Genomic DNA, 20,358 nt, shown 5'->3' with positions numbered 1-20,358 from the left:
TAATGGCTTTATCGTTGATGGTTCGCTTATTCCCGGTTCAACAGCCTGCTCTAATCCCTCACTTACTATTGCAGCTTTGGCAGAACGCAGTCTGGATCACTTTCTCAACCGGATTCCTAGACATAGAAAAATATAACCTGGCGATCGCAAAAATTCTAGAAATTAATCAGGCGATGTCGTAGACAAGATAGGTAAAACACTCAAGAGAAGTCACCTTGCGGTTGGTGATTGCACTCTTGGATTTTTGGCATACTACCAGTTATACACCCTGCTTTTTCTTCTAAGAAATTTTATGGTAGTAATTTACACAAATCGCTTTCATCTCTAAAATAAGAAGCGATCGGTCTAACGAACGATAAATTACACTTTTTATGAAGCATCAGATTTGCGACTTGGAAGCAACTCCAGAATGGCTCACCCTTGAATCGATTGATTATATTGTCGAGTGTTTGGAGGCTTGCAAATCGCCGGAGATGCTGGCTGATTTACGGGCAATTTTCCCAAGGGCTGCGCTACGCTCGGCAAGCATCAAAGTCAGTAAGGCGCAACGTCAAAGGATTGTTAATTGGTTGCAGGTGTTGAACCAAGAGGAAAAAGCTGCATAAGTTTTTCAAAAGAGGAAAAGCGATCGCTTATTGCTTACCTTTTCTCATTTCCTGCCAAGAAAAAGCCTCAAGGGGTCGCCCATCATACCAAAGGTTGCTGAGTGGGGAATAGAGGCAAAGATTCTCTTAGTGAGTGAAACGAATCCTTTTGAAATAGTTCATTTATATTAGCTTTGAGTGCTGCGATTGCCTCTTCTAAAGTTTCACTTGGGTCTGTATCTACTAAGTGAGCGTCCCCCACATCAGCACTTGACCAGAGATAGCTGTGCATTCCTATAGTTAAACATCCTTGCCATTTATCCTTATGATTCTCATCACTTCCGTTATCGCGGTAAGTGAGAGGCTTCTTGCTGTTTAACGTAACGCGAAAGTCCCCACCTTCAGCGTAGCAAGGTGGGTGGGAAAATGCTGGCCAGTTGCCTTTAGCTCTGATGGGCAAATGCTGGCCAGTGGCAGTAATGATGAAACAATTAAGCTGTGGGATGTGCAGACGGGGGAATGTTTGAAAACATTGAGGAGCGATCGCCCCTACGAAGGTATGAACATTACGGGTGTGACGGGTATTACAGACGCACAGAAGGCAACGTTGCGGTCATTAGGAGCTGTTGAGAGTTAAATTACAACACAACTTACAGTTTATTAAAATGCTAATAAGGTTTTGAATGGTTAAATGGTAAAAGCGATGATTGCACAAGTTGACGAAAGTAAATATTATACTTCTGAGGAATATTTAGAACTAGAGGTTAATTCCCAGGAACGTCATGAATATATCGATGGTGAAATTATCGTTATGACTGGTGGTACACCAAATCACAATAAAATTGCTCTGAATTTGAGTGCGGCTTTAAATTTCGCAATGAAGCGTCAACCCTATCAAGTATTTGTCACTGATCAAAGGTTGTGGATACCTGCCAAGGGGATTTATACTTATCCTGATGTGATGGTTGTTGATGGTGAACCCCAATTACAAACAGGACGAAAAGACACTATTACTAATCCTTTGATAATTGCTGAGGTGTTGTCAAACTCCACAAAAAGTTACGATAAAGATGATAAATTTGCGGCTTATCGTACTCTGGCAAATTTTCAAGAATATATTTTAATTGACCAATATAAAATGCATATAGAGCAATATTTTAAGACAGATAACAAGCGGTGGATTTTCGTCGAATATGATGATTTAGATGAAACAATTTCTTTAAACTCTATTACTTTTACAATGGCGATCGCTGATATTTACGATAAAGTTAATTTTGCACAAGAAACTTAATCCCAGCAAAAATGTTTCAAGTCTTAACATCTGGTGCGTTAACCTTACCCTCCGGGAACGCTTTTAGTGAACAAGGCGGGAAACCCGTTTCTACTGTTGGAAATGCTCAATCCTGAATCAACAGAGTCTAAAAGGAAACAACACCACGCTCGTAAGAGCAAACGTGGTGTGCCGGGTAACTTGGAAATTCAGTTGGATCTGTTTTTTCCCAGATCACAACAATGGCAAAATAGTGCCTCGTTGTGAATCTCTTCACCGACCTTCGGTTGAGGGAACTGTTGCCTTTATTCAGTCACTTTATTAGCGGCGCGATGAGCGCGTGCTTCGGCGGAAGCCATGACTTCGGCAAAATTTTCTAATACTTCTCCAGGGAAGTTTTCTAAGGCTCTGGTAGAGATAGCCACTCGACCTTTGCCTTCATCTAAGTCAATAATGACGGCTTTAACTTCTTGACCGATTTGAAAGACTTTTTCTAGAGACTCAATGAATTTTTGACTGACTTGCTTGATGTGTAATAAAGCACTGAGTCCATCTAAATCAACAAACACACCAAACGGTTTAATGCCAGTGATTTTACCTTCTACTAACTGACCAATTTCTAACTGACTAAAGTTGCTAGAACGAGCGACTACACGCTGAGAAAGGATAAGTTTTTTGTTATTCCGGTCTACTTCCAAAAACCCAACAGTCAGGGTTTTACCTTTGAGTGCTTCTAAATTATCGCGCTCTGTCAGGTGCGATCGCGGAATAAATCCCCGTAAGGTTTGAAAATCGACAGTCACACCACCTTTATTCACACCCGTGACTTTGACATCGACAGTCTGGGCATTTTCCTGCATTTGTGCTAGTTTCTCCCAGATATGCTGAATTTCTAACTGCCGTCGAGAAAGAGTAACTTGACCTTCTGCATCCTGCTCACGGATAATCAAAAACTCTAGTTCTTCCTGCAACGGCAGTACCTCCGCTAAATCGGTTACTGCTCTCAAAGAAGCCTCATCACGGGGAATGTACGCTGACGACTTGCCACCAATATCAACATAAGCTCCATCGGGGTCAAGTTGAAACACCTTGCCGGAAACAACTTGTCCTTTCTGAAACTGGTAGTCGTGATTTTCTAGTGCTTTGGCGAAATCGTCCATTGTAAAAGACGAGTTAGCTTTTTGAGAAAGTTTCGATTCGGAGTTCATGACAATTGAAATTGAATTATTGTTATTTGATTGGATACCAATGGATCTTTTAATTCGTAATTCGTAATTCGTAATTCGTAATTCGTAATTCTCGCCAAAGGTGAGAAGCAAGCTACGTAATTCTGAAGATTGTACTTGTGATGATGAATTACAGACTAAAAATTCAGAATTATTTATTAACGTCCAATTGGTACTAGTGTGGGGATTAAGAGTCTGTAACTTTATATAAGCAGGTAGACTAGCTCCTACTTACGCTGCCAGAACAGTCCCAAACAGTTGTTTTACTTGTTCCCAAGCATCAGCTGCCGCTTGAGGATGATAACTGGCACGACGGTCACAGAAAAATCCGTGGTCAGCTCCATCGTAGCGGAACACACGATGAGAAATGTTGTATTTTTCTAACTCTGTTGTGATCGCCTGGACGTGTTCTGGGGGAATACTGCCATCTTCCGTACCAAAAAAGGTATAGATTGTGCCTTTAATTTCTGGGGTGCGGTTAATTGTAGGAGTTTCACCGCCTGGTGTGCGAGTGGGAATTCCTGCACCGTAGAAGGAAGCTGTAGCTTGGATATCTGGTAAAGTGGCAGCAAGATAGGCTACATGACCACCAAAACAGAAGCCGATACAGCCAAAGCCTTCTTTTTTGACTTGGGGTAAGGTTTTGAGGTAGTCTATTGCTGATTGAATATCACTTAATAACTCTGGTGCTGTGGTTTGCTCCCAAGCATATTTTTTGCCAACTTCTACGTCTGCTAGAGTGTATCCTGTTTCAAAACCAGGAGCAAGGCGATCAAATACAGCTGGAGCGATCGCCACATATCCTAACTTGGCAATCCGCGCTGTCACATCTCGAATATGCTCATTTACACCAAAAATCTCTTGGATTACCACAACTCCAGGGTAAGTGCCAGGTGCTTGTGGTTGTGCTAGATAAGCTGATATCTGCACATTACCTGATTGGAGTTGAACTATGTTTGTGTCCACTGCTAGCTCAGTCATCATAATTTTTACCCGTGTTGTCTGGTGAAGACCTGTGATTTTTTGATATAACTATGTCAGTATGTTTAAGCTATTCCCAAAAAATTATCAACTACCAGAGGTGAAGAGGCTCAAAGCTAAAAACTAGAAGCTAGTGTTTTTTATAGGTTAAAGCTCCGCCAATATTAACACTACTCAGCAGTTAGCGAGAAGTTGCAAGGAGAGTTTCCCTCCGGGCAAACTTCTCCCAAGGGGAGACGCGAAGCGCGAACGGTGACTCACCACTATTTTGCATTGCTTATCAGGAGGTTGGGTGATGATTCAATTCCGTATTCAGCCAGACAGTGAGATTCCCGCATCAACCCAACTATTTAATCAAATTCGGTTTGCGATCGCATCTCGACAATATCCACCTGCATACAAATTGCCCAGCACCCGCGCATTGGCGATGCAAACGGGGTTACACCGCAACACGATTAGCAAAGTCTATCGTCAACTAGAGGAAGATGGTTTTGTTGAAAGTCTAGCAGGTTCGGGTATTTACGTCCGCGCTCAAGGTCACGAGGGTGGTAGCAGGCTACAATCGCCCATTCTCAAGCAACATCCAGAAGCATCAAAAGTCTTACAGCAAGCCCTTGATGAATTAATTACACAAGGATGTTCACTCAACCAAGCACGGGAAATATTCTTAGCAGAGATTGACTGGCGCTTGCGATGTAGTGCGCGGGTATTGGTAGCCGCACCAGCACAAGATATGGGTGTAGGGGAGTTAATGGCTTATGAACTAGAAGAAGAATTAAAAATCCCTGTGCAAATAGTTGCCATTGATGAATTAACGACAGTGTTAGAGAAAACTACCTCAGCTACCGTGGTGACTAGTCGGTATTTTATTCATGATGTGGAGGCGATCGCTGCACCAAGAGGTATACGTGTCATTCCTCTGGATATTTACGACTACAATAAGGAAATCAACCTGCTGAAAAACTTACCCAAAGATAACTGTGTAGGCATAGTCAGTCTCAGTTCAGGCATTGGTCATCAAGCAGAAGTTATTCTCCACGGACTTAGAGGTGATGACTTATTAATCATGACTACCCAACCAAAGGATACTTATAAATTGCAAGCAATAGTGAAGCGGGCTGAGGTAATTATTTGTGATCAAGCTTGTTTTACCACCGTGCAAGCAGCAGTACAACTTGCCTCGGAAGATATTATTCGTCCACCCAAATTAATCAAGGTGGAAAATTACATCGGTACAAATTCCATTAACTTATTAAAGAGAGAACTAGGCTTGGGTTAAGGAACTTACTGGAATTTCTATAGAAATCCAATAGGCAATAGTCAATGGTCAATGGTCATTAGTCAATGGTCATTAGTCAATAGTCAATGGTCATTAGTCAATGGTCAATAGTCATTAGCAATTCTTACTCCCTCACTCCCTCACTCCCTCACTCCCTCCCTCTTTACTCAGCACTCAGCACTCAGCACTCCCTCACTACTCAATCAAAAACTGTAACCCTAACAATAGAGCTGCAATAGTTCCTACTACCAAAATTTCCCCTTGGGTAATTTTCTCTAACACTGACTCCACAGGAATCAAAATTACTTCAATTTCTTCTGTAATATCTAAATTTTGTTCTCCGAGCTTGACAACATTCTCAGCTAAAAATAAATGAATTTGATTAGTATCCTTACTAGGATTATCATATAATGTGGCAATTTTCGTCAGGTTTTCCGCTACATAACCTGTTTCTTCTCGCAGTTCTCTGATTCCTGCATCTGCCGCACTTTCTGTATTTGAGTCAAATCTGCCGGCGGGAAGTTCCATGAGAATTTTTTCGATGCCATGTCGATATTGGCGGACAAAAACAACTTCTCGACTAGCAGTAATTGGCAAGACTAAGACAATATCTGGTCTAATATTCACAAAATAGTCATCGATAATCTGACCACTAGGTAGTTGAATCTCATCTTGCCTGACTTGACACCATTGATGATTTAAAACCATATTTGATTTTAAAATTTGCCATTTTTGTAATTTACTCATAGATTCATTTATTTACGAACTGTTATGTAATATTTTAGCTACTTAATCTGAATGTAAAAAAGTATAACAGATACCTCAAATCAGCTAGAATTTACAACTACACTATTTTTGCTCTAGCTAAAAATTGAGCAGGGTTATGCAAGTAGCAGTCAGTTTGTTTACAGTCAATAAAAGATTTCCCTTAACTATTAGTCGTGGTACTACGGCAAAGACCACGAATATCTGGGTGAAAATTTTACATGATGATATTGAGGGATGGGGGGAAGCATCACCATTTGGTGTAGGTAATCATGGACAATCAACTGATATCATCAAAGACTACTTGCAAAAACTGGTGTCAATCTTACAACCATTTAGCCCTCTACAGCGTCAAGAAATTGAGCAAGTATTCACACAATATCAGATTCCCTCAGCAGTCAGGGCAGCTTTGGATATGGCCATGCACGACTGGCTAGGTAAGCGTGTGGGTTTACCTATGTGGCAAATTTGGGGACTCGATCGCCAGCTGATTGTCCCCACTTCCGTCACAATTGGGATTGGGACACCAGCAGCAGCCAGAGCTAGAGCCAGAGACTGGTTAGAATTTACCGATGTGCGTCTGTTTAAAGTCAAATTAGGTAGTCCAGATGGTATAGAAGCAGACAAGCAAATGCTGTTAGCTCTCCAGCAAGAAGCCCCAAACCAAGAATTTTTTGTGGATGCGAACGGCGGTTGGAGTTTAGCAGATGCTCTAGAAATGTGTAATTGGCTCGCTGATTTGGGAATAAAATATGTCGAACAGCCACTCGTGCGAGGGCAAGAACAAGATTTAGGAGAACTCAAAAATAAATCACCCCTGCCAATTTTTGTGGATGAAAGTTGCTTTCATAGTGCGGATATTCCCCGTTTGGCTGACTATGTAGATGGCATCAATATTAAGTTGATGAAATCAGGAGGCTTATCTGAAGCCATGCGGATGGTACATACAGCGCGGGCTTGTGGGTTACAAGTAATGTTTGGCTGCTATTCTGACAGTACACTATCTAACAGTGCGGCTGCACAACTAGCACCATTAGCTGATTATTTAGATTTAGACTCTCACCTGAATTTAATTGATGATCCTTTTACAGGAGCATTACTACAACAAGGGCGAGTGTTACCAAACGATTTACCAGGCTTGGGAGTAAAATATAGTGCGTCTGCCGCTTAATCAACGAATAGCAATTTTGTTACATGAAGGAACTGTTGGCACTGTAGGCAAAACAGGGCTAGCACTTTTACGCTACAGTGAAGCCCCCATCGTCGCCGTGATAGACCGTGACTGTGCTGGCAAATCTTTACGAGAAATAACTGGGATCAAGCGTGATGTGCCAATTGTAGATTCGGTAGTTGCCGCAATGGACTACCAGCCGGAAGTTTTAGTAATTGGTATTGCGCCTAAAGGTGGTGGAGTACCAGATGATTACTGGATGGAATTCAAAACAGCTTTAGACGCGGGAATGTCTTTGGTCAATGGCTTGCACACACCCCTAGCCAATATTCCAGACTTAAACGCACTGCTAAAACCAGGACAATTAATTTGGGATGTCCGCAAAGAACCAGCTAATCTAGATGTGGCTAGTGGTGCAGCCCGGACTTTACCCTGTCGGCGGGTGTTGACGGTGGGAACAGACATGGCCATTGGTAAGATGTCCACCAGTCTAGAACTACATTGGGCAGCAAAACTGCGGGGTTGGCGTTCTAAGTTTTTGGCTACTGGTCAAACTGGTGTCATGCTGGAAGGTGATGGTGTAGCTTTAGATGCTGTACGGGTTGATTTTGCGGCTGGGGCTGTTGAACAGATAGTCATGCGCTACGGGAAAAATTACGACATTCTCCATATAGAAGGGCAGGGTTCTTTGTTGCATCCTGGTTCCACTGCTACCCTACCTTTAATTCGTGGTTCCCAGCCTACCCAATTGGTCTTAGTACATCGGGCTGGACAAACTCATAATAAGAATAACCCTCATGTGCCAATTCCACCATTACCAGAAGTTATTCGCCTGTATGAGACTGTAGCTAGTGCAGGGGGAGCTTTTGGTCGTGTGCCGGTGGTGGGTATAGCGTTGAATACTGCCCATTTAGATGAGTATGAAGCAAAAGAGGCGATCGCTCAAACTACAGCCGAAACTGGACTACCATGTACTGATGTAGTCCGTTTTGGGGCTAATGTGTTACTGGAAGCAGTCATGCAGAGTTAAGTCAATGGTCAATAGTCAATGGTCAATAGTCATTAGTCAATAGTCATTGGTCAGTACTCTCCGACTTCCGACTTCCACTCAGCACTCCCTCACTCCCTCACTCCCTCACTCCCTCACTCCCTCACTCACCACTCACGACAATTAGTTATGAAGTGTGTGGAATGATGAGGAATAAACAGTTGCCATAGATGAAACTCTATTCATCGAACTAGCAACAGTAGGATGAAGATTATTGGCAGATGTAGTTGTTGGTGTATTGGAGACTTGCTTATTCTCTTTCATTAATCGGCTATACGTTCGTTGAGGAATAAAGTGCAGTGGGTTATGTCCGACAAAACGTAAAATCAGCACACAAGCCCAAGAATATCTGCCATCAGTAATAGCTTCAATCACCTGATTTAATTGTTCAGATGTGAGAGTATTTTGCACAGATTTTTGTGAAGACATATGATAATTCATGATTTACCCTGATGTAGATGACAAAGGAAAATTTGAGCTATTTATCTTCTCTTATGGGAAACTGCAATGCCCAACCTACAGATACTTAGACTGGAAATTATTATTGGCTAGGAAAAATTTATCAACATAGAATTTACGCATTGTCACTAAGTTTTCTGTTTTTTTGTCAACCCTCAGAACCCAGATTTCTCACGAAATTTATCAAACCGAAGTCCAGAAGCTGTAGGGGCGGGTTTACAAATATGCTTCAATCATTCACGAATATCTCGTGAACCCGCCCCTACCGTTTTGTAATAAATGGAGGAGAAGGGTTTTTTGATTCAGTGCATAAGTACTAAAACAGAAAATCATTAATAGAAAATTGATGTAGAATACCCGGTTTTGATGATTTATAGCTTTCTCTTAAATTGAGAAACCTATTTGTTAAACACTAGATTCCATACAAAACAGTTACCTAAAATACAGAATACTAGTTCTCAGCACCTAATTTAGCCAATTTGGCATTTTTTTATAAAGTAGTGGTGTGACAAGAGGAAAGTTGTGCTTTCAGATGAGTTGGATTTGCGGAATTTGGGAAAAAAATTGATGTACCTCAGAAGGTTGAATTAAACTGCAAATCTAAAGAAAAAGTTAAGCATATATACTCATGTAACTTTAGAGGGAAGTTAAGGAAACTTAACATCTGTATAAATAAAAATCAACAGGTTTCTTTTACATGATGTGAAAAATTAAGTTTAACAATCTTGTCTCTCATGCACAGCAAATTCTTTATGTCACAAGTAGAAAAAGAGAAAATATTTCACACACAGCTGGTCAAATACGGTGTGAAATACGAACAAGCTGCAAGAGTGGCGAAAATCATCGCATCTGGGAAATCAGAGGAACTCTTGACACCAGAGGAGAAACAACTTGTCAAAGAAGCTTGTCAGCAGTGGCTAACAGGACATAGGCGGTTTCGGCAAATCAGTTCTCTCAACAAATCTATCCAAGGATAGATGTTAATTTTTAAAATTTTACAAGCAAGGTTTTGAAGCTCCGTCTTTGAAGAAAAACGTTTTGGACGGGGTTTAATTATTTCCTTTCCATGCAGCGACTAAAATCCGCATGACTGGCTCTAAATCTTCAGGAACCCGATAGCTGTTAATCCCCTGTTCAAAATGTTTTTTGTGGCGATTTAGTCTGCCGAATTGCCAAATTGTGCCAGTAGAAACAACGCCGATAAAAATCGGTTGTTGCTCAACTGTAGTTGTGCCTGACCACTGATCCAATGCTACTAATTCAGCCACTAACTGAGTAAACCCCCGCGTCAAATCCTCGTATTTCGCTTCTATCACTAATAATTGATTGAGAGAATTTACTCGCAATAAATAATCTAAGCTGCCCTGAAGCCAATTAGAAACCTTTAAACTATATTCAATACGTAATTCTGCTTGTGTGTAATGAATCAACTCGGCAACTACCCGCGAAATGAGGATTTCTCGTCTGGCGAGTTCGCTAGTCAATGGTACAAATGGTAGTATTTCCTGGAGGCGATCGCTTAATTCTGTCAAGCGGTCAAGTTCACCAGGGAATAAGGGTAAGTTGAGGATTTTGCGCGTTAAACTGTAGCCAAATTCTTGAGCGAGTTCGCTAGCTTCAATGCCAAGCTCAAAGTATTGCTTGAAAGTATAACTTTGATTGGGATCAAGAATTGACATAGTTAAAGCTGCACATGACATTTTTCTTATATCACGAATAGATGATACGATTTCGGGAATTACGAATTACGAATTACTACTTTTAGCTATTGAGAAATATGCCTTCTGGTACTAGGAAATTATCTAGTGAACCGACCATGATGCTATCGGTGTATACAAAAACCTTGTGTCATTTTAACGGGAGGGTACGGCGTGAGAATTGGCGCTCACTACTTGGGTAATGGAGAGTGTACATTTACGGTTTGGTCTCCAACATTAAACAGTGTTGCGGTGCAAATTCTGACACCAGGGCAGCAAGTAATTCCCTTGAAGCCGCAAGCAGAGGGATACTGGCAGGTAAAAGTCAATGATGTCTATCCGGGTACGCTGTATCGGTATGTTTTAGATGACAAAGCAGCCTTTGCTGATCCGGCTTCCCAATATCAGCCAGCAGGGGTACATGGGGCTTCTCAAGTTGTCGATCATCAATTTGAGTGGACAGATACAGCATGGGCTGGTATTCCTTTAGAATCGATGATTTTTTATGAACTCCATGTTGGTACATTTACCCCTGAAGGAACTTTCACGGCGATAATTCCCCGTTTGGCAGAACTCAGAGAATTGGGGATTAATGCCATTGAAATTATGCCGATCGCCCAATTTCCTGGTGACACCCATATCGAACCTGCTCTGGCTTACCGCAACTGGGGTTATGATGGGGTTTATCCTTATGCTGTGCAGAATTCCTATGGTAGCCCGGCTGATTTAAAACAGTTGGTCAATGCTTGTCATCAACATGGGATTGCTGTGGTGCTAGATGTGGTTTATAACCATTTTGGCCCGGAAGGTAATTATATGGGGCAGTTTGCGCCCTATTTTACCAAAACCTATAAGACTCCTTGGGGCAATGCGATGAATTTTGATGATGCCCATAGTCAAGGTGTCCGCAATTATTTTATTGAAAATGCGCTGTATTGGTTGCGAGAGTTTCACATTGATGCTTTGCGGTTGGATGCGATTCAAGCCATTTATGATTTAGGGGCGAAGCATTTCTTATGGGAATTGGCGGAAGCTGTACATGGCTTTTGTCAAGGAGAGACTTGGAAACGTCACTTAATTGCTGAAAGTGACTTGAATAATCCCCAAATCATTCGTCCACCAGAATTGGGTGGATACGGACTAGATGCCCAGTGGAGTGATGATTTTCACCACGCATTACACGTACTTTTAACAGGCGATCGCCAAGGTTATTATGAAGACTTTGGTAAGTGTGCAGATTTAGCTAAGGCTTATACAAATACTTTTGTCTATGATTGGCAGTATACCCCGCACCGCCGAAGATTTCATGGCATATCTTGCAGCGATCGCCCTTTGTCGCAGTTTTTGGTATGTATCCAAAATCACGACCAAATCGGTAATCAGATGAAGGGAGAACGATTAAGCGATCGCATCTCGTTTGCGGGGTTGAAGTTGGCGGCTGGTGCTGTGCTGCTTTCGCCTTATTTACCTTTGTTATTTATGGGTGAAGAATACGGGGAAACTGCACCTTTTATGTATTTTGTGAGTCACTCTGATCCAGATTTGATTCAAGCTGTGCGTGCTGGTAGAAGAGAGGAGTTTGAGGCATTTCACTATGCGGAAAATCCACCAGATCCAGAGTCAGCAGAGACTTTTTTAAGTTGTAAACTCAATTGGGAATTACGTTATCAAGGTGAGCATCAAATTTTATGGAATTGGTATCGTCAGTTAATTAGTTTACGTCAGACTCATCCGGTGTTGAAGAATTATGATCGTGATTCTATTGCAGCTACTAGTGATGAGGAAAAGAAATTAGTGATCGTGCGGCGTTGGTGTGAATCTAGTGAGTTGGTTTTGCTGATGAATTTTAATTCTTCTCCAGTGACTTTGGTGATGTCTCAGCAGGGGAAGAAAATATTGGATTCGGCGGATGTTGTATGGGGGGGGAGTGGTTCTCAAGTACCTGAGTTTTTGTCTGGAGGGGAGGAGTTGAGGTTGGAGGCTAGTAGTTTGGTTTTGTTTGAGGTTGGAGAGTTTGATTTTTAAACGCGGAGGTAGACGCTTTGCGGCTTGCCGAAGGCTACGCGGAGGTTAGCGCGGAGGAACGCGGAGTGTTTCTTGGTTGGGAATTAAGGGGATTTTTTACTTTTTTGATTAAAGATGATTATGCGGATACCTAAAGCTACTTATCGGATTCAATTTACACCTCAGTTTGGGTTTGAGGATGCTGGAGCGATCGCACTTTATTTGGCGGAGTTAGGGGTTTCGGATTTGTATGCTTCGCCAATTTTTAAGGCACGTACTGGCAGTACACATGGTTATGATGTGGTGGATGCGACGCAGTTAAATCCTGAATTGGGAACTGATGAGGCGTTTGCAGGGTTGGTGGCTGAGTTGCAGTCTCTGGGTTTGGGGTGGTTACAAGATATTGTGCCTAACCATATGGCTTATAGCAGTGAAAATCCCTATTTGATGGATGTGTTGGAACATGGTGCTGATTCTAGCTATACTGACTATTTTGATATTTGCTGGAATTCACCGTTTGGTAATAGTCAAGAGCGTATTCTTGCCCCACTTTTAGGCGATTTTTATGGTGTGTCTCTGGAAAAGGGAGACATTCAATTGCAATATGCTCAAAATGGGTTAACTGTTAATTATTACAGTTTAAATTTGCCTGTGCGTTTGGAGTCATATACTAAGTTTCTCACCTATAATTTGGGTAAATTGACGCGCACTTTGGGACGGAATCATCCTGATTTTATTAAATTATTGGGGATTCTTTATATTCTCAAAAGTGTGCCTTCGGAAGTGGCTGGAAAACAGCGTCAAGACCAAATTGCGTTTATTAAAGGGTTGATTTGGGAACTCTACAGTAGTAATGAGTCGATTCATGAGTTTATTGAGGAAAATCTGCAAATTTTTAACGGTGAAGTCGGAAATTCTGAAAGTTTTAATTTGCTAGATGATTTACTTAAAGACCAGTTCTATCGTCTCGCTTTTTGGAAGGTGGGGGCGGAAGATATGAACTATCGCCGTTTCTTTACTGTGAATGAATTGATTTCTGTGAAGGTGGAAGAACTGCGAGTTTTTAATAACACCCATAGTTTAATTCACAAGTTGGTAGAACAGGGTGTATTTACAGGTTTACGCATTGATCATATTGATGGACTCTATCACCCAACGCAGTATTTAGAACGGTTGCGAGAAAAGATGGGTGATGTTTACATCACGGTGGAAAAGATTTTAGAATTGACTGAGGATTTACCAAATAATTGGCAAGTTCAAGGTACTTCGGGATATGATTTTTTGAATTATGTCAATGGGGTATTTTGTCAAGGCAAAAATGAATATTTTTTTGATAATATTTACCAGAACTTTATTGGGGCATCTGTCGATTACTCATCCTTAGTGCAAGAGAAAAAGCACCTGATTTTAGAAAAGAATTTGGCAGGTGATATCGATAATTTGGCGAATTTGTTGAAGAATATTTCCAGCAAATATCGCTACAGCAATGACTTTACAGTCAATGGATTAAAACGAGCGATCGCTGAAGTTTTGAAGCTGTTTCCTATCTACCGGACTTATATTACTCCTGAAGATATTTATCATACAGATAAAACCTGTATTCAATCAGTAATTAACACTGCAAAAAAACAAGTGCCTCTGTTACAGCATGAGTTGACATTTATCGAAAAGTTAATGTTATTGGATTTTGATGAATCTCTCAACCAAACTGAGCGCGAACAGTGGATCTATTTTGTCTTGCGGATGCAGCAATACAGTGGGCCTCTCATGGCTAAAGGTGTAGAAGATACCACTTTGTATGTGTATAATCGTCTGCTGTCGCTGAATGAAGTCGGCGGTAATCCTAGTCATTTTGGTATTTCTCTAGAACAATTTCATACATTTAATCAACAACATCAAACACATTGGCCTCATACCATGAATGCTACAGCTACTCATGATACAAAACGTGGCGAAGATGTGAGAGCTAGGTTAAATGTGTTGTCAGAAATTCCTCAAGAATGGGAACAGCACGTATATAAATGGAGCCAACTTAATCAAGCACATCACGATAATTATCAACCCGATCGCAATGATGAATATTTCCTTTATCAAACTCTGATAGGCGCATTTCCTTTTGCTGAACAGGAACAACCATTACTTGTGCAACGGGTGCAGGAATACATGATTAAAGCGATTCGGGAAGCGAAAGTTCACACTGCATGGTTGCGTCCTGATAATGAGTATGAGGATGCTTGTACCTCTTTTGTACAGAAAATTCTTGACCCTAATATATCAGAGGAATTTTTAGCAGCATTCCATCCTTTTCAACAAAAGATTGCTGAATATGGCATATATAATTCCCTGTCTCAAACTTTACTAAAGATTGCGGCTCCTGGTGTTCCTGATTTTTACCAAGGTACAGAATTGTGGGATTTAAGTTTAGTTGATCCAGATAACCGTCGTCCTGTAGATTTTACCGAACGTCGTACTTACTTAAGTCAAATTCAACAGCAAATTCAGACTGACATTTTGGGCTTAATTCTAGAATTACTCAACCACAAAACCGACGGCAGAATAAAACTCTTCTTAACTCACCAAGCACTCAAAGCCAGAACAAAATATATCTCTTTATTCCAAGAAGGCGATTATTTACCATTAGCAATACAGGGAACCCACGCTCATCATATCGTCGCCTTTGCCCGACAACAAGGTGAGCAAACAGCGATCGCCATCGCACCTCGTTTCTTAACTAGCCTGATCTCACCAGGGCAATTCCCTCTAGGTGAGTCGGTATGGCAAGATACACACTTGCAATTACCCACTGGTATTTGGCAAAACGTCTTAACTCAGCAATCCCTACAGGTAAAGGAAACTCTTGCCATCGGTACAGCCCTCGCCCATTTCCCCGTTGCTTTGTTGATTTGTCATTCCTCTTTCCACTCTTAACTCTGTGGCTTTGTGGTAAGAAGTATTTTATTTGACCACAGAGTCACAGAGTCACAGAGGAGTTTGTCACTGCAAATATAAGATAAACTTATGACTAAGCAAATTACTACCGCACAAATTACAGCCCTCCGCACCCATATCAAACGCACCTGGAAAACTTTAACCAGATCGCATCAACATTTACTACAATCTGCCAAAGACCCTAAACTAGAACACCAAGTAAATACTCCTTGGATTGTCTATATTTCTCCCCAGGAAGACTATGATACAGTGAAATCTGTGTTAGAGCGATCGCTTTCTACTCAAGAAATACAGCAAATAGAAATTCGTACTTTACCCAGCGAAGTTGAAGCCATACAAGAACATGGATTGTTATATCTACCAGGGGCTTATGTTGTGCCTGGGGGGCGTTTTAATGAAATGTATGGCTGGGATAGCTACTTTATTTTGCTGGGGTTGTTGCGGGATGAGGAATGGGAACTAGCCCAAAGTCAGGTTGATCAGTTGCTTTATCAAGTGCAGCATTACGGAACGATCTTGAATGCCAACCGGACTTATATGTTATCGCGATCGCAACCTCCTGTCCTCAGTCTGATGGTGCTGGCGTTGTTCCAACACACTCAAGATCAAGAATGGTTGAAATCAACTGTGCCACTGTTAGAGCAATTTTACTATTATTGGGTAGTTCCACCCCACTTGAATGTGGCTACAGGTTTATCTCGATATTATGCTTTGGGAGAAGGCGCAGCACCAGAAGTTTTATTTTCCGAGTTGGATGAGGAGGGGCGTAGTCATTACGAACGTGTCAAACAATATTATCAAACATTTGACATCGATGATTATGATGTCAGTCTGTTCTATGACAAAGAAAATGACGAACTGACTGATCTATTTTACAAGGGCGATCGCTCAATGCGAGAATCGGGTTTTGATATCACTAATCGCTTCGGCCCTTTTAGTGTAGATATCATTCATTATGCCCCTGTTTGTTTAAACAGCTTGCTGTATCAAATGGAACAGGATTTGGGAAAAATTCAGGCAATTTTGGGCAATCAAGAATTAGCACAACAATGGAGCGATCGCGCTACCCTTAGACGTGAAAGGATTAATCAGTATCTTTGGGATGACGCAAAAGGTCTTTATCTAGACTATCATTTCCAAAATGGTGAATGTCGTGCTTACGAGTTTGCTACTACCTTTTATCCTCTGTGGACAGGATTAGCATCACCAGAACAAGCCCAGTACCTTGTCAAAAATCTGCCCTTGTTTGAAGCCTGCGGCGGTATTTTCACTAGTACTCGTGTTACAGGTAATCAATGGGATGCCCCTTTTGGCTGGGCCCCACTTACCTTGATTGCTGTGTGGGGACTACACCGTTACGGCTATCATGAAGAAGGCGATCGGATTGCTCACAAGTTCCTGAATATGGCAATCAAAGAATTTGAGCGATTTGGTAACTTAGTAGAAAAATACGATGTTGAGCGTTGTTCTGCTCAGGTATCGGAGGAAATTTGCTTTGGTTACAGTTCCAATGAAGTCGGTTTTGGCTGGACTAATGGCAGTATTCTAGAACTTTTAGCCGCATTAAATCTGCAATAAACCTAAATCTTTGTGTCTCTGTGGTAGAAAAATTTAATTAACCACAGAGACACTAAGACACAGAGAAAAGCTAAGATTTTACAGCTAATTAAATCAGGTTAGCAACGGCATTGCTAAACTGTTCGTAAGGTGAAACTCCGACAATTTTCTCGATTAATTCCCCATTTTTAAAAATTAAAACGGCCGGAATGCTGCGAAGACCAAATCTTTTAAACAAAGGCTTATTTTGATCAACATCTACCTTCACCACCTTGAGATGATCTTGATACTCTTGGGCAAGTTGATCCATTAATGGACTAACGAGGCGACAAGGCCCACACCAAGTAGCAGTAAAATCAACAACCACAACTGTCTGTTCACTTAAAAGCGCATCAAACTCATTCTCTTGCACATAAGCAACTGTGTCGGTAGACATTGGTAAATTTCCCCATACTAAAGAAAAGACTAGCTGTACAAACTATACTGCTTTATCCTGCATTTCCCACAAAACGGTAGGGGCGGGTTAACGAGATATTCGTAAATGATTGAAGCATATTTGTGAACCCGCCCCTACAGCCTCTGGACTTCGGTTTCATAAATTTCGTGAGAAATTGGGGTTTATGTCATTTGTATCTCAATTTTGCAGCCAATTCTATGGATATTGATTCTCTATTCTCGCTTGCTGATAAACCTCTGGTAATTTCCACCAAGGAATGTGCGGATTTTCATGATGTTCCTGATGGTAGCCAAAGTGATAGCAGGTAATAAATGACCAAAAAATAGGCATGGCTATACTTTGTGTGCAATGGATGTTAGTATGCCCGTTTTCTGGCTTTTTATGTGGTAAAAATGTGCCAAAATAGAATAGCTGGATTGAACTCAAAACCGCAGGCAATGACCAAAATAAAATCAAATTATTTTGGGGTATACCCGTCAAATGTTTAGTAGCTTGAAATAAGATGGTTAATCCGATGATTTGTCGCCATTGCCAGTAAGATTTCAGGAAATTTAAATACCATAAAAAACCATTTTGCTGTGGGCGATCGTAATAATCTGGATCACTGTTGCTGCCAGGATATTTATGATGCAATAGATGTTTTATCAGCATTTTTTCATAAGATAATAATCCATATAATAGTAAGGAAATTTTACCTATAAAATGGTTTAATTTGAGATTTTGGGGAAAAACAGTACCGTGCATCGCATCATGGGCTGTAATAAATAACCCTGTGTACAAAAATGTTTGCCAAAACATAGCCAGTCCGATCAATACTGTGTTTGTATGAGAGATATCTAATGACAGCAGCAAGATGAGGCTAATCAACCATATTCCTATAATAATGCCAGCAATAAATATACCTTTATTAATGCTATTAATAAATCCTATTTGACATTTAATCACTTCATAACCCCAATAATTTATCAACGAATTGTCCACATTTGTTGTGTAACATCCGTAGAACTTTGATATAAGAGGGTGTTGGAAAAGTTTCAGTAGGTATAAAAATGTCATTCTGACTGGAGCGTCAGGAAGAATCTAGGTTTTGTGGCACATACCGAGATGTTTCATTCCGCTAAGTTGCATTCAACATGACAAAGAAACAGACTTTTCCAACGTCCTCTAACCCATTAGTGGCGATATAATTCGTTCTATCAGTAGAGATAGTAACGAGGAATATTTGCACTTTTTCAGCAGCAATCAATGCTCGATTTTTGATTACTCTACCATATTGTAATTCTTCATGACTCCATTGGCATAATTTATGCGTTCAAGTCGGGAAACCCGCCCAGACTGCCTTCCCGTTGTGCGGACTGGCGTTCAAAATCAAGTTTTTTTGGACTATTGACCATTGACCATTGACCATTGACAAAAAAGCCAGAAAATTTAGTGACACTGCGTAAGTCCTATTACATTTAAAACATCCTGCTGGCTTCCACGAGTCAAAGTTCGGGGTTAATACTTACGCACAACAACGAATAGAGAGAGACAATAAGTATATAAAAAGACAAAAAATAGCATCTACATCTGGAATGGGAAATACACTTAATCTATCACGTTTTTATAAATCATGTAATCCTAGCTACACTCTCAACATGAGCGTAGCGACTGATCGACAGTACTACATAGATTTTGCTGATGTACGTGGTTGTAAAATCGTCGAAGAATTACAACGCACTATTAGCCGTATTTCTCCCGATGAGCCTACCTGTCAATTATTTACAGGCCACATTGGCTGCGGCAAGTCAACTGAGTTACAGCGCCTCAAGGCAGAGTTGGAAGTAGCAGGATTTCATGTAGTTTATTTTGAGTCTAGCCAAGACTTAGATATGGCAGACATTGATGTGAGTGACATTTTGCTGAGTGTTGCTCGTCAAGTCAGTGTCAGTTTAGAAGCAATTGGCATCAAATTAAAACCCAGTTACTTTACTAATTTATTCAGAGAAATCGGAGATTTTTTACAAGCTCCCATCGAACTATCTGGAGAAGCTGAATTTTCTTTGGGGATTGCCAAAATTACAGCCAAAACTAAAGATAGTACTCAGTTACGTAATCAATTGCGGCAGTATTTAGAGCCACGCACCAATAGCATTTTGCAAGCAATTAATGAAGAAATTTTAGAGAAAGCTATTGAACAACTCAAGCGCCGTGGACAGAAAGGATTAGTTGTCATTGTCGATAACTTAGACAGAGTTGATATGCGTCCTGTGGCATCGGGAAGGACACAACCAGAATACCTATTTATTGATAGGGGGGAACAATTACGTAGGCTCAAATGCCATGTAGTTTATACGATTCCTCTGGCTTTAATTTTTTCCACCGAGTACGAAACCCTCAAGAATCGTCTAGGTGGGGGTATTGCACCCAAAGTATTACCAATGGTGCTAGTGCGAAAAAGAGATAGCAGTGACTATGAACCGGGAATGTCGCTGCTGCGTCAGTTAGTACTAGCAAGAGCTTTTCCAGAAGTTTCTAGTCAGGAGAGACAGGAGTTTATCACAGAGTTATTTGATGCTCCTGATACTTTAGATCGTTTGTGTCGCGTTAGTGGGGGACACATCCGCAATTTATTAGGTTTACTTTACAGCTGCTTACAAAGACAAGATCCACCCTTTGCCAGAGATTGTTTGGAAGCTGTGATTAAAGATTACCGTGATGATTTGCTATTGGCTATTGATGAATGTCAATGGGAATTACTGTTTGAAGTAGTGCAACAACAAAGTGTCAAGGGTGAATCTGATTACCAAAGTTTACTGAGAAGTATGTACTTATTTGAATATCGTGATCCTGTGGGGCGTTGGTTTGGGATTAGTCCAGCTTTAGCAGAGACAGAAAAAGTTTTAGCTTGGCGACAACTTAAGTAATTCAA

General features: G+C 41.0%; 19 protein-coding genes and 1 pseudogene. 12 read left to right on the top strand and 8 right to left on the bottom strand.

All coding sequences use genetic code 11. From position 1 onward, the window contains the following. Window positions 1–2: 2 nt before the first annotated feature. Window positions 3–182 carry a hypothetical protein gene (locus tag FD725_RS12950; RefSeq protein WP_179048526.1) on the top strand — a complete coding sequence of 60 codons (180 nt, stop codon included), beginning with the start codon at window positions 3–5 and terminating at the stop codon, window positions 180–182. Between the two features lie 189 nt (window positions 183–371). Then, window positions 372–605: a hypothetical protein gene (locus FD725_RS12945; RefSeq protein ID WP_179048525.1), complete on the top strand. Its 234-nt coding sequence runs from the start codon at window positions 372–374 to the stop codon at window positions 603–605. Window positions 606–687: 82 nt separating this feature from the next. Here the strand turns inward: FD725_RS12945 and FD725_RS12940 are convergent, their stop codons facing one another. Next, window positions 688–1,044, bottom strand: a complete 357-nt coding sequence (locus FD725_RS12940) for a hypothetical protein (protein ID WP_179046226.1) — start codon at window positions 1,042–1,044, stop codon at window positions 688–690. Between FD725_RS12940 and FD725_RS12935 the strand changes: the two are divergent. Together FD725_RS12935 and FD725_RS12930 are read left to right on the top strand one after the other, a co-directional pair. After that, window positions 1,021–1,221, top strand: a pseudogene (locus FD725_RS12935) (WD40 repeat domain-containing protein); the annotation flags it as partial. The gene FD725_RS12940 and the pseudogene FD725_RS12935 sit on opposite strands and share 24 nt — an antisense overlap. A 66-nt stretch (window positions 1,222–1,287) precedes the next feature. Further along, complete coding sequence (locus FD725_RS12930; protein ID WP_179048524.1) at window positions 1,288–1,875, top strand: Uma2 family endonuclease; 588 nt, start codon at window positions 1,288–1,290, stop codon at window positions 1,873–1,875. Between the two features lie 284 nt (window positions 1,876–2,159). Here FD725_RS12930 and FD725_RS12925 read toward each other — a convergent pair whose 3' ends face one another. After that, on the bottom strand, window positions 2,160–3,062 hold the full coding sequence (locus FD725_RS12925; RefSeq protein WP_179048523.1) for a S1 RNA-binding domain-containing protein: 903 nt from the start codon (window positions 3,060–3,062) through the stop codon (window positions 2,160–2,162). 249 nt (window positions 3,063–3,311) lie between these two features. Beyond that, on the bottom strand, window positions 3,312–4,061 hold the full coding sequence (locus FD725_RS12920; protein WP_179051521.1) for a dienelactone hydrolase family protein: 750 nt from the start codon (window positions 4,059–4,061) through the stop codon (window positions 3,312–3,314). 295 nt (window positions 4,062–4,356) lie between these two features. On the opposite strand from FD725_RS12920, the gene FD725_RS12915 reads away from it, so the two are divergent. Further along, window positions 4,357–5,340 (top strand): GntR family transcriptional regulator, encoded by a 984-nt coding sequence (locus tag FD725_RS12915; protein WP_179048522.1) that lies wholly within the window; start codon window positions 4,357–4,359, stop codon window positions 5,338–5,340. A gap of 195 nt (window positions 5,341–5,535) precedes the next feature. Here the strand turns inward: FD725_RS12915 and FD725_RS12910 are convergent, their stop codons facing one another. Continuing rightward, complete coding sequence (locus FD725_RS12910) at window positions 5,536–6,087, bottom strand: NUDIX hydrolase (protein WP_179048521.1); 552 nt, start codon at window positions 6,085–6,087, stop codon at window positions 5,536–5,538. Window positions 6,088–6,223: 136 nt separating this feature from the next. Between FD725_RS12910 and FD725_RS12905 the strand changes: the two genes are divergently transcribed. Continuing rightward, window positions 6,224–7,276 carry a dipeptide epimerase gene (locus FD725_RS12905; RefSeq protein WP_179048520.1) on the top strand — a complete coding sequence of 351 codons (1,053 nt, stop codon included), beginning with the start codon at window positions 6,224–6,226 and terminating at the stop codon, window positions 7,274–7,276. Next, window positions 7,260–8,306, top strand: a complete 1,047-nt coding sequence (locus tag FD725_RS12900) for a DUF1611 domain-containing protein (protein ID WP_179048519.1) — start codon at window positions 7,260–7,262, stop codon at window positions 8,304–8,306. Before FD725_RS12905 ends, FD725_RS12900 begins: the two co-directional genes overlap by 17 nt. 141 nt (window positions 8,307–8,447) lie before the next feature. Here FD725_RS12900 and FD725_RS12895 read toward each other — a convergent pair whose 3' ends face one another. Continuing rightward, on the bottom strand, window positions 8,448–8,765 hold the full coding sequence (locus tag FD725_RS12895) for a HetP family heterocyst commitment protein (RefSeq protein ID WP_179048518.1): 318 nt from the start codon (window positions 8,763–8,765) through the stop codon (window positions 8,448–8,450). Window positions 8,766–9,535: 770 nt separating this feature from the next. On the opposite strand from FD725_RS12895, the gene FD725_RS12890 reads away from it, so the two are divergent. Then, window positions 9,536–9,760, top strand: a complete 225-nt coding sequence (locus FD725_RS12890) for a hypothetical protein (RefSeq protein WP_256871898.1) — start codon at window positions 9,536–9,538, stop codon at window positions 9,758–9,760. Between the two features lie 72 nt (window positions 9,761–9,832). On the opposite strand, the gene FD725_RS12885 is transcribed toward FD725_RS12890, so the two are convergent. After that, window positions 9,833–10,462, bottom strand: coding sequence for a hypothetical protein (locus FD725_RS12885; RefSeq protein ID WP_179048516.1), 630 nt, complete (start codon window positions 10,460–10,462; stop codon window positions 9,833–9,835). Between the two features lie 192 nt (window positions 10,463–10,654). On the opposite strand from FD725_RS12885, the gene treZ reads away from it, so the two are divergent. The 3 genes from treZ (at window position 10,655) to FD725_RS12870 (ending at window position 17,011) form a co-directional block, all read left to right on the top strand. Then, complete coding sequence (gene treZ, locus FD725_RS12880; protein ID WP_179048515.1) at window positions 10,655–12,505, top strand: malto-oligosyltrehalose trehalohydrolase; 1,851 nt, start codon at window positions 10,655–10,657, stop codon at window positions 12,503–12,505. Between the two features lie 120 nt (window positions 12,506–12,625). Further along, window positions 12,626–15,412, top strand: coding sequence for a malto-oligosyltrehalose synthase (gene treY, locus FD725_RS12875; RefSeq protein ID WP_179048514.1), 2,787 nt, complete (start codon window positions 12,626–12,628; stop codon window positions 15,410–15,412). 90 nt (window positions 15,413–15,502) lie between these two features. After that, complete coding sequence (locus tag FD725_RS12870; protein ID WP_179048513.1) at window positions 15,503–17,011, top strand: trehalase family glycosidase; 1,509 nt, start codon at window positions 15,503–15,505, stop codon at window positions 17,009–17,011. Between the two features lie 88 nt (window positions 17,012–17,099). Here FD725_RS12870 and trxA read toward each other — a convergent pair whose 3' ends face one another. Further along, window positions 17,100–17,426, bottom strand: coding sequence for a thioredoxin (gene trxA / locus FD725_RS12865; RefSeq protein ID WP_179048512.1), 327 nt, complete (start codon window positions 17,424–17,426; stop codon window positions 17,100–17,102). A 216-nt stretch (window positions 17,427–17,642) separates the two neighbouring features. Next, window positions 17,643–18,416: a beta-carotene ketolase CrtW gene (gene crtW / locus FD725_RS12860; protein WP_256871897.1), complete on the bottom strand. Its 774-nt coding sequence runs from the start codon at window positions 18,414–18,416 to the stop codon at window positions 17,643–17,645. 605 nt (window positions 18,417–19,021) lie between these two features. Here crtW and FD725_RS12855 point away from each other — a divergent pair. After that, window positions 19,022–20,353: an ATP-binding protein gene (locus FD725_RS12855; protein WP_179048510.1), complete on the top strand. Its 1,332-nt coding sequence runs from the start codon at window positions 19,022–19,024 to the stop codon at window positions 20,351–20,353. The last annotated feature ends 5 nt before the right edge of the window (window positions 20,354–20,358 follow it).

Origin of the sequence: Nostoc sp. TCL26-01, from assembly GCF_013393945.1 — a bacterium.
In the GTDB taxonomy this organism is placed as follows: Bacteria; Cyanobacteriota; Cyanobacteriia; order Cyanobacteriales; family Nostocaceae; genus Trichormus.
The sequence above is the reverse complement of the archived record's forward strand: the minus strand, read 5'-3'. Positions and strand labels throughout refer to the sequence as shown.

Excerpts from the sequence above, each read along its gene's own strand:
- FD725_RS12950 (WP_179048526.1), top strand. The coding sequence starts at position 3 with ATGGCTTTATCGTTGATGGTTCGCTTATTCCCGGTTCAACAGCCTGCT.
- FD725_RS12945 (WP_179048525.1), top strand. The coding sequence starts at position 372 with ATGAAGCATCAGATTTGCGACTTGGAAGCAACTCCAGAATGGCTCACC.
- FD725_RS12930 (WP_179048524.1), top strand. The coding sequence starts at position 1,288 with ATGATTGCACAAGTTGACGAAAGTAAATATTATACTTCTGAGGAATAT.
- FD725_RS12925 (WP_179048523.1), bottom strand. The coding sequence starts at position 3,062 with ATGAACTCCGAATCGAAACTTTCTCAAAAAGCTAACTCGTCTTTTACA.
- FD725_RS12920 (WP_179051521.1), bottom strand. The coding sequence starts at position 4,061 with ATGACTGAGCTAGCAGTGGACACAAACATAGTTCAACTCCAATCAGGT.
- FD725_RS12915 (WP_179048522.1), top strand. The coding sequence starts at position 4,357 with ATGATTCAATTCCGTATTCAGCCAGACAGTGAGATTCCCGCATCAACC.
- FD725_RS12910 (WP_179048521.1), bottom strand. The coding sequence starts at position 6,087 with ATGAGTAAATTACAAAAATGGCAAATTTTAAAATCAAATATGGTTTTA.
- FD725_RS12905 (WP_179048520.1), top strand. The coding sequence starts at position 6,224 with ATGCAAGTAGCAGTCAGTTTGTTTACAGTCAATAAAAGATTTCCCTTA.
- FD725_RS12895 (WP_179048518.1), bottom strand. The coding sequence starts at position 8,765 with ATGAATTATCATATGTCTTCACAAAAATCTGTGCAAAATACTCTCACA.
- FD725_RS12890 (WP_256871898.1), top strand. The coding sequence starts at position 9,536 with ATGTCACAAGTAGAAAAAGAGAAAATATTTCACACACAGCTGGTCAAA.
- FD725_RS12885 (WP_179048516.1), bottom strand. The coding sequence starts at position 10,462 with ATGTCAATTCTTGATCCCAATCAAAGTTATACTTTCAAGCAATACTTT.
- treY (WP_179048514.1), top strand. The coding sequence starts at position 12,626 with ATGCGGATACCTAAAGCTACTTATCGGATTCAATTTACACCTCAGTTT.
- FD725_RS12870 (WP_179048513.1), top strand. The coding sequence starts at position 15,503 with ATGACTAAGCAAATTACTACCGCACAAATTACAGCCCTCCGCACCCAT.
- trxA (WP_179048512.1), bottom strand. The coding sequence starts at position 17,426 with ATGTCTACCGACACAGTTGCTTATGTGCAAGAGAATGAGTTTGATGCG.
- FD725_RS12855 (WP_179048510.1), top strand. The coding sequence starts at position 19,022 with ATGGGAAATACACTTAATCTATCACGTTTTTATAAATCATGTAATCCT.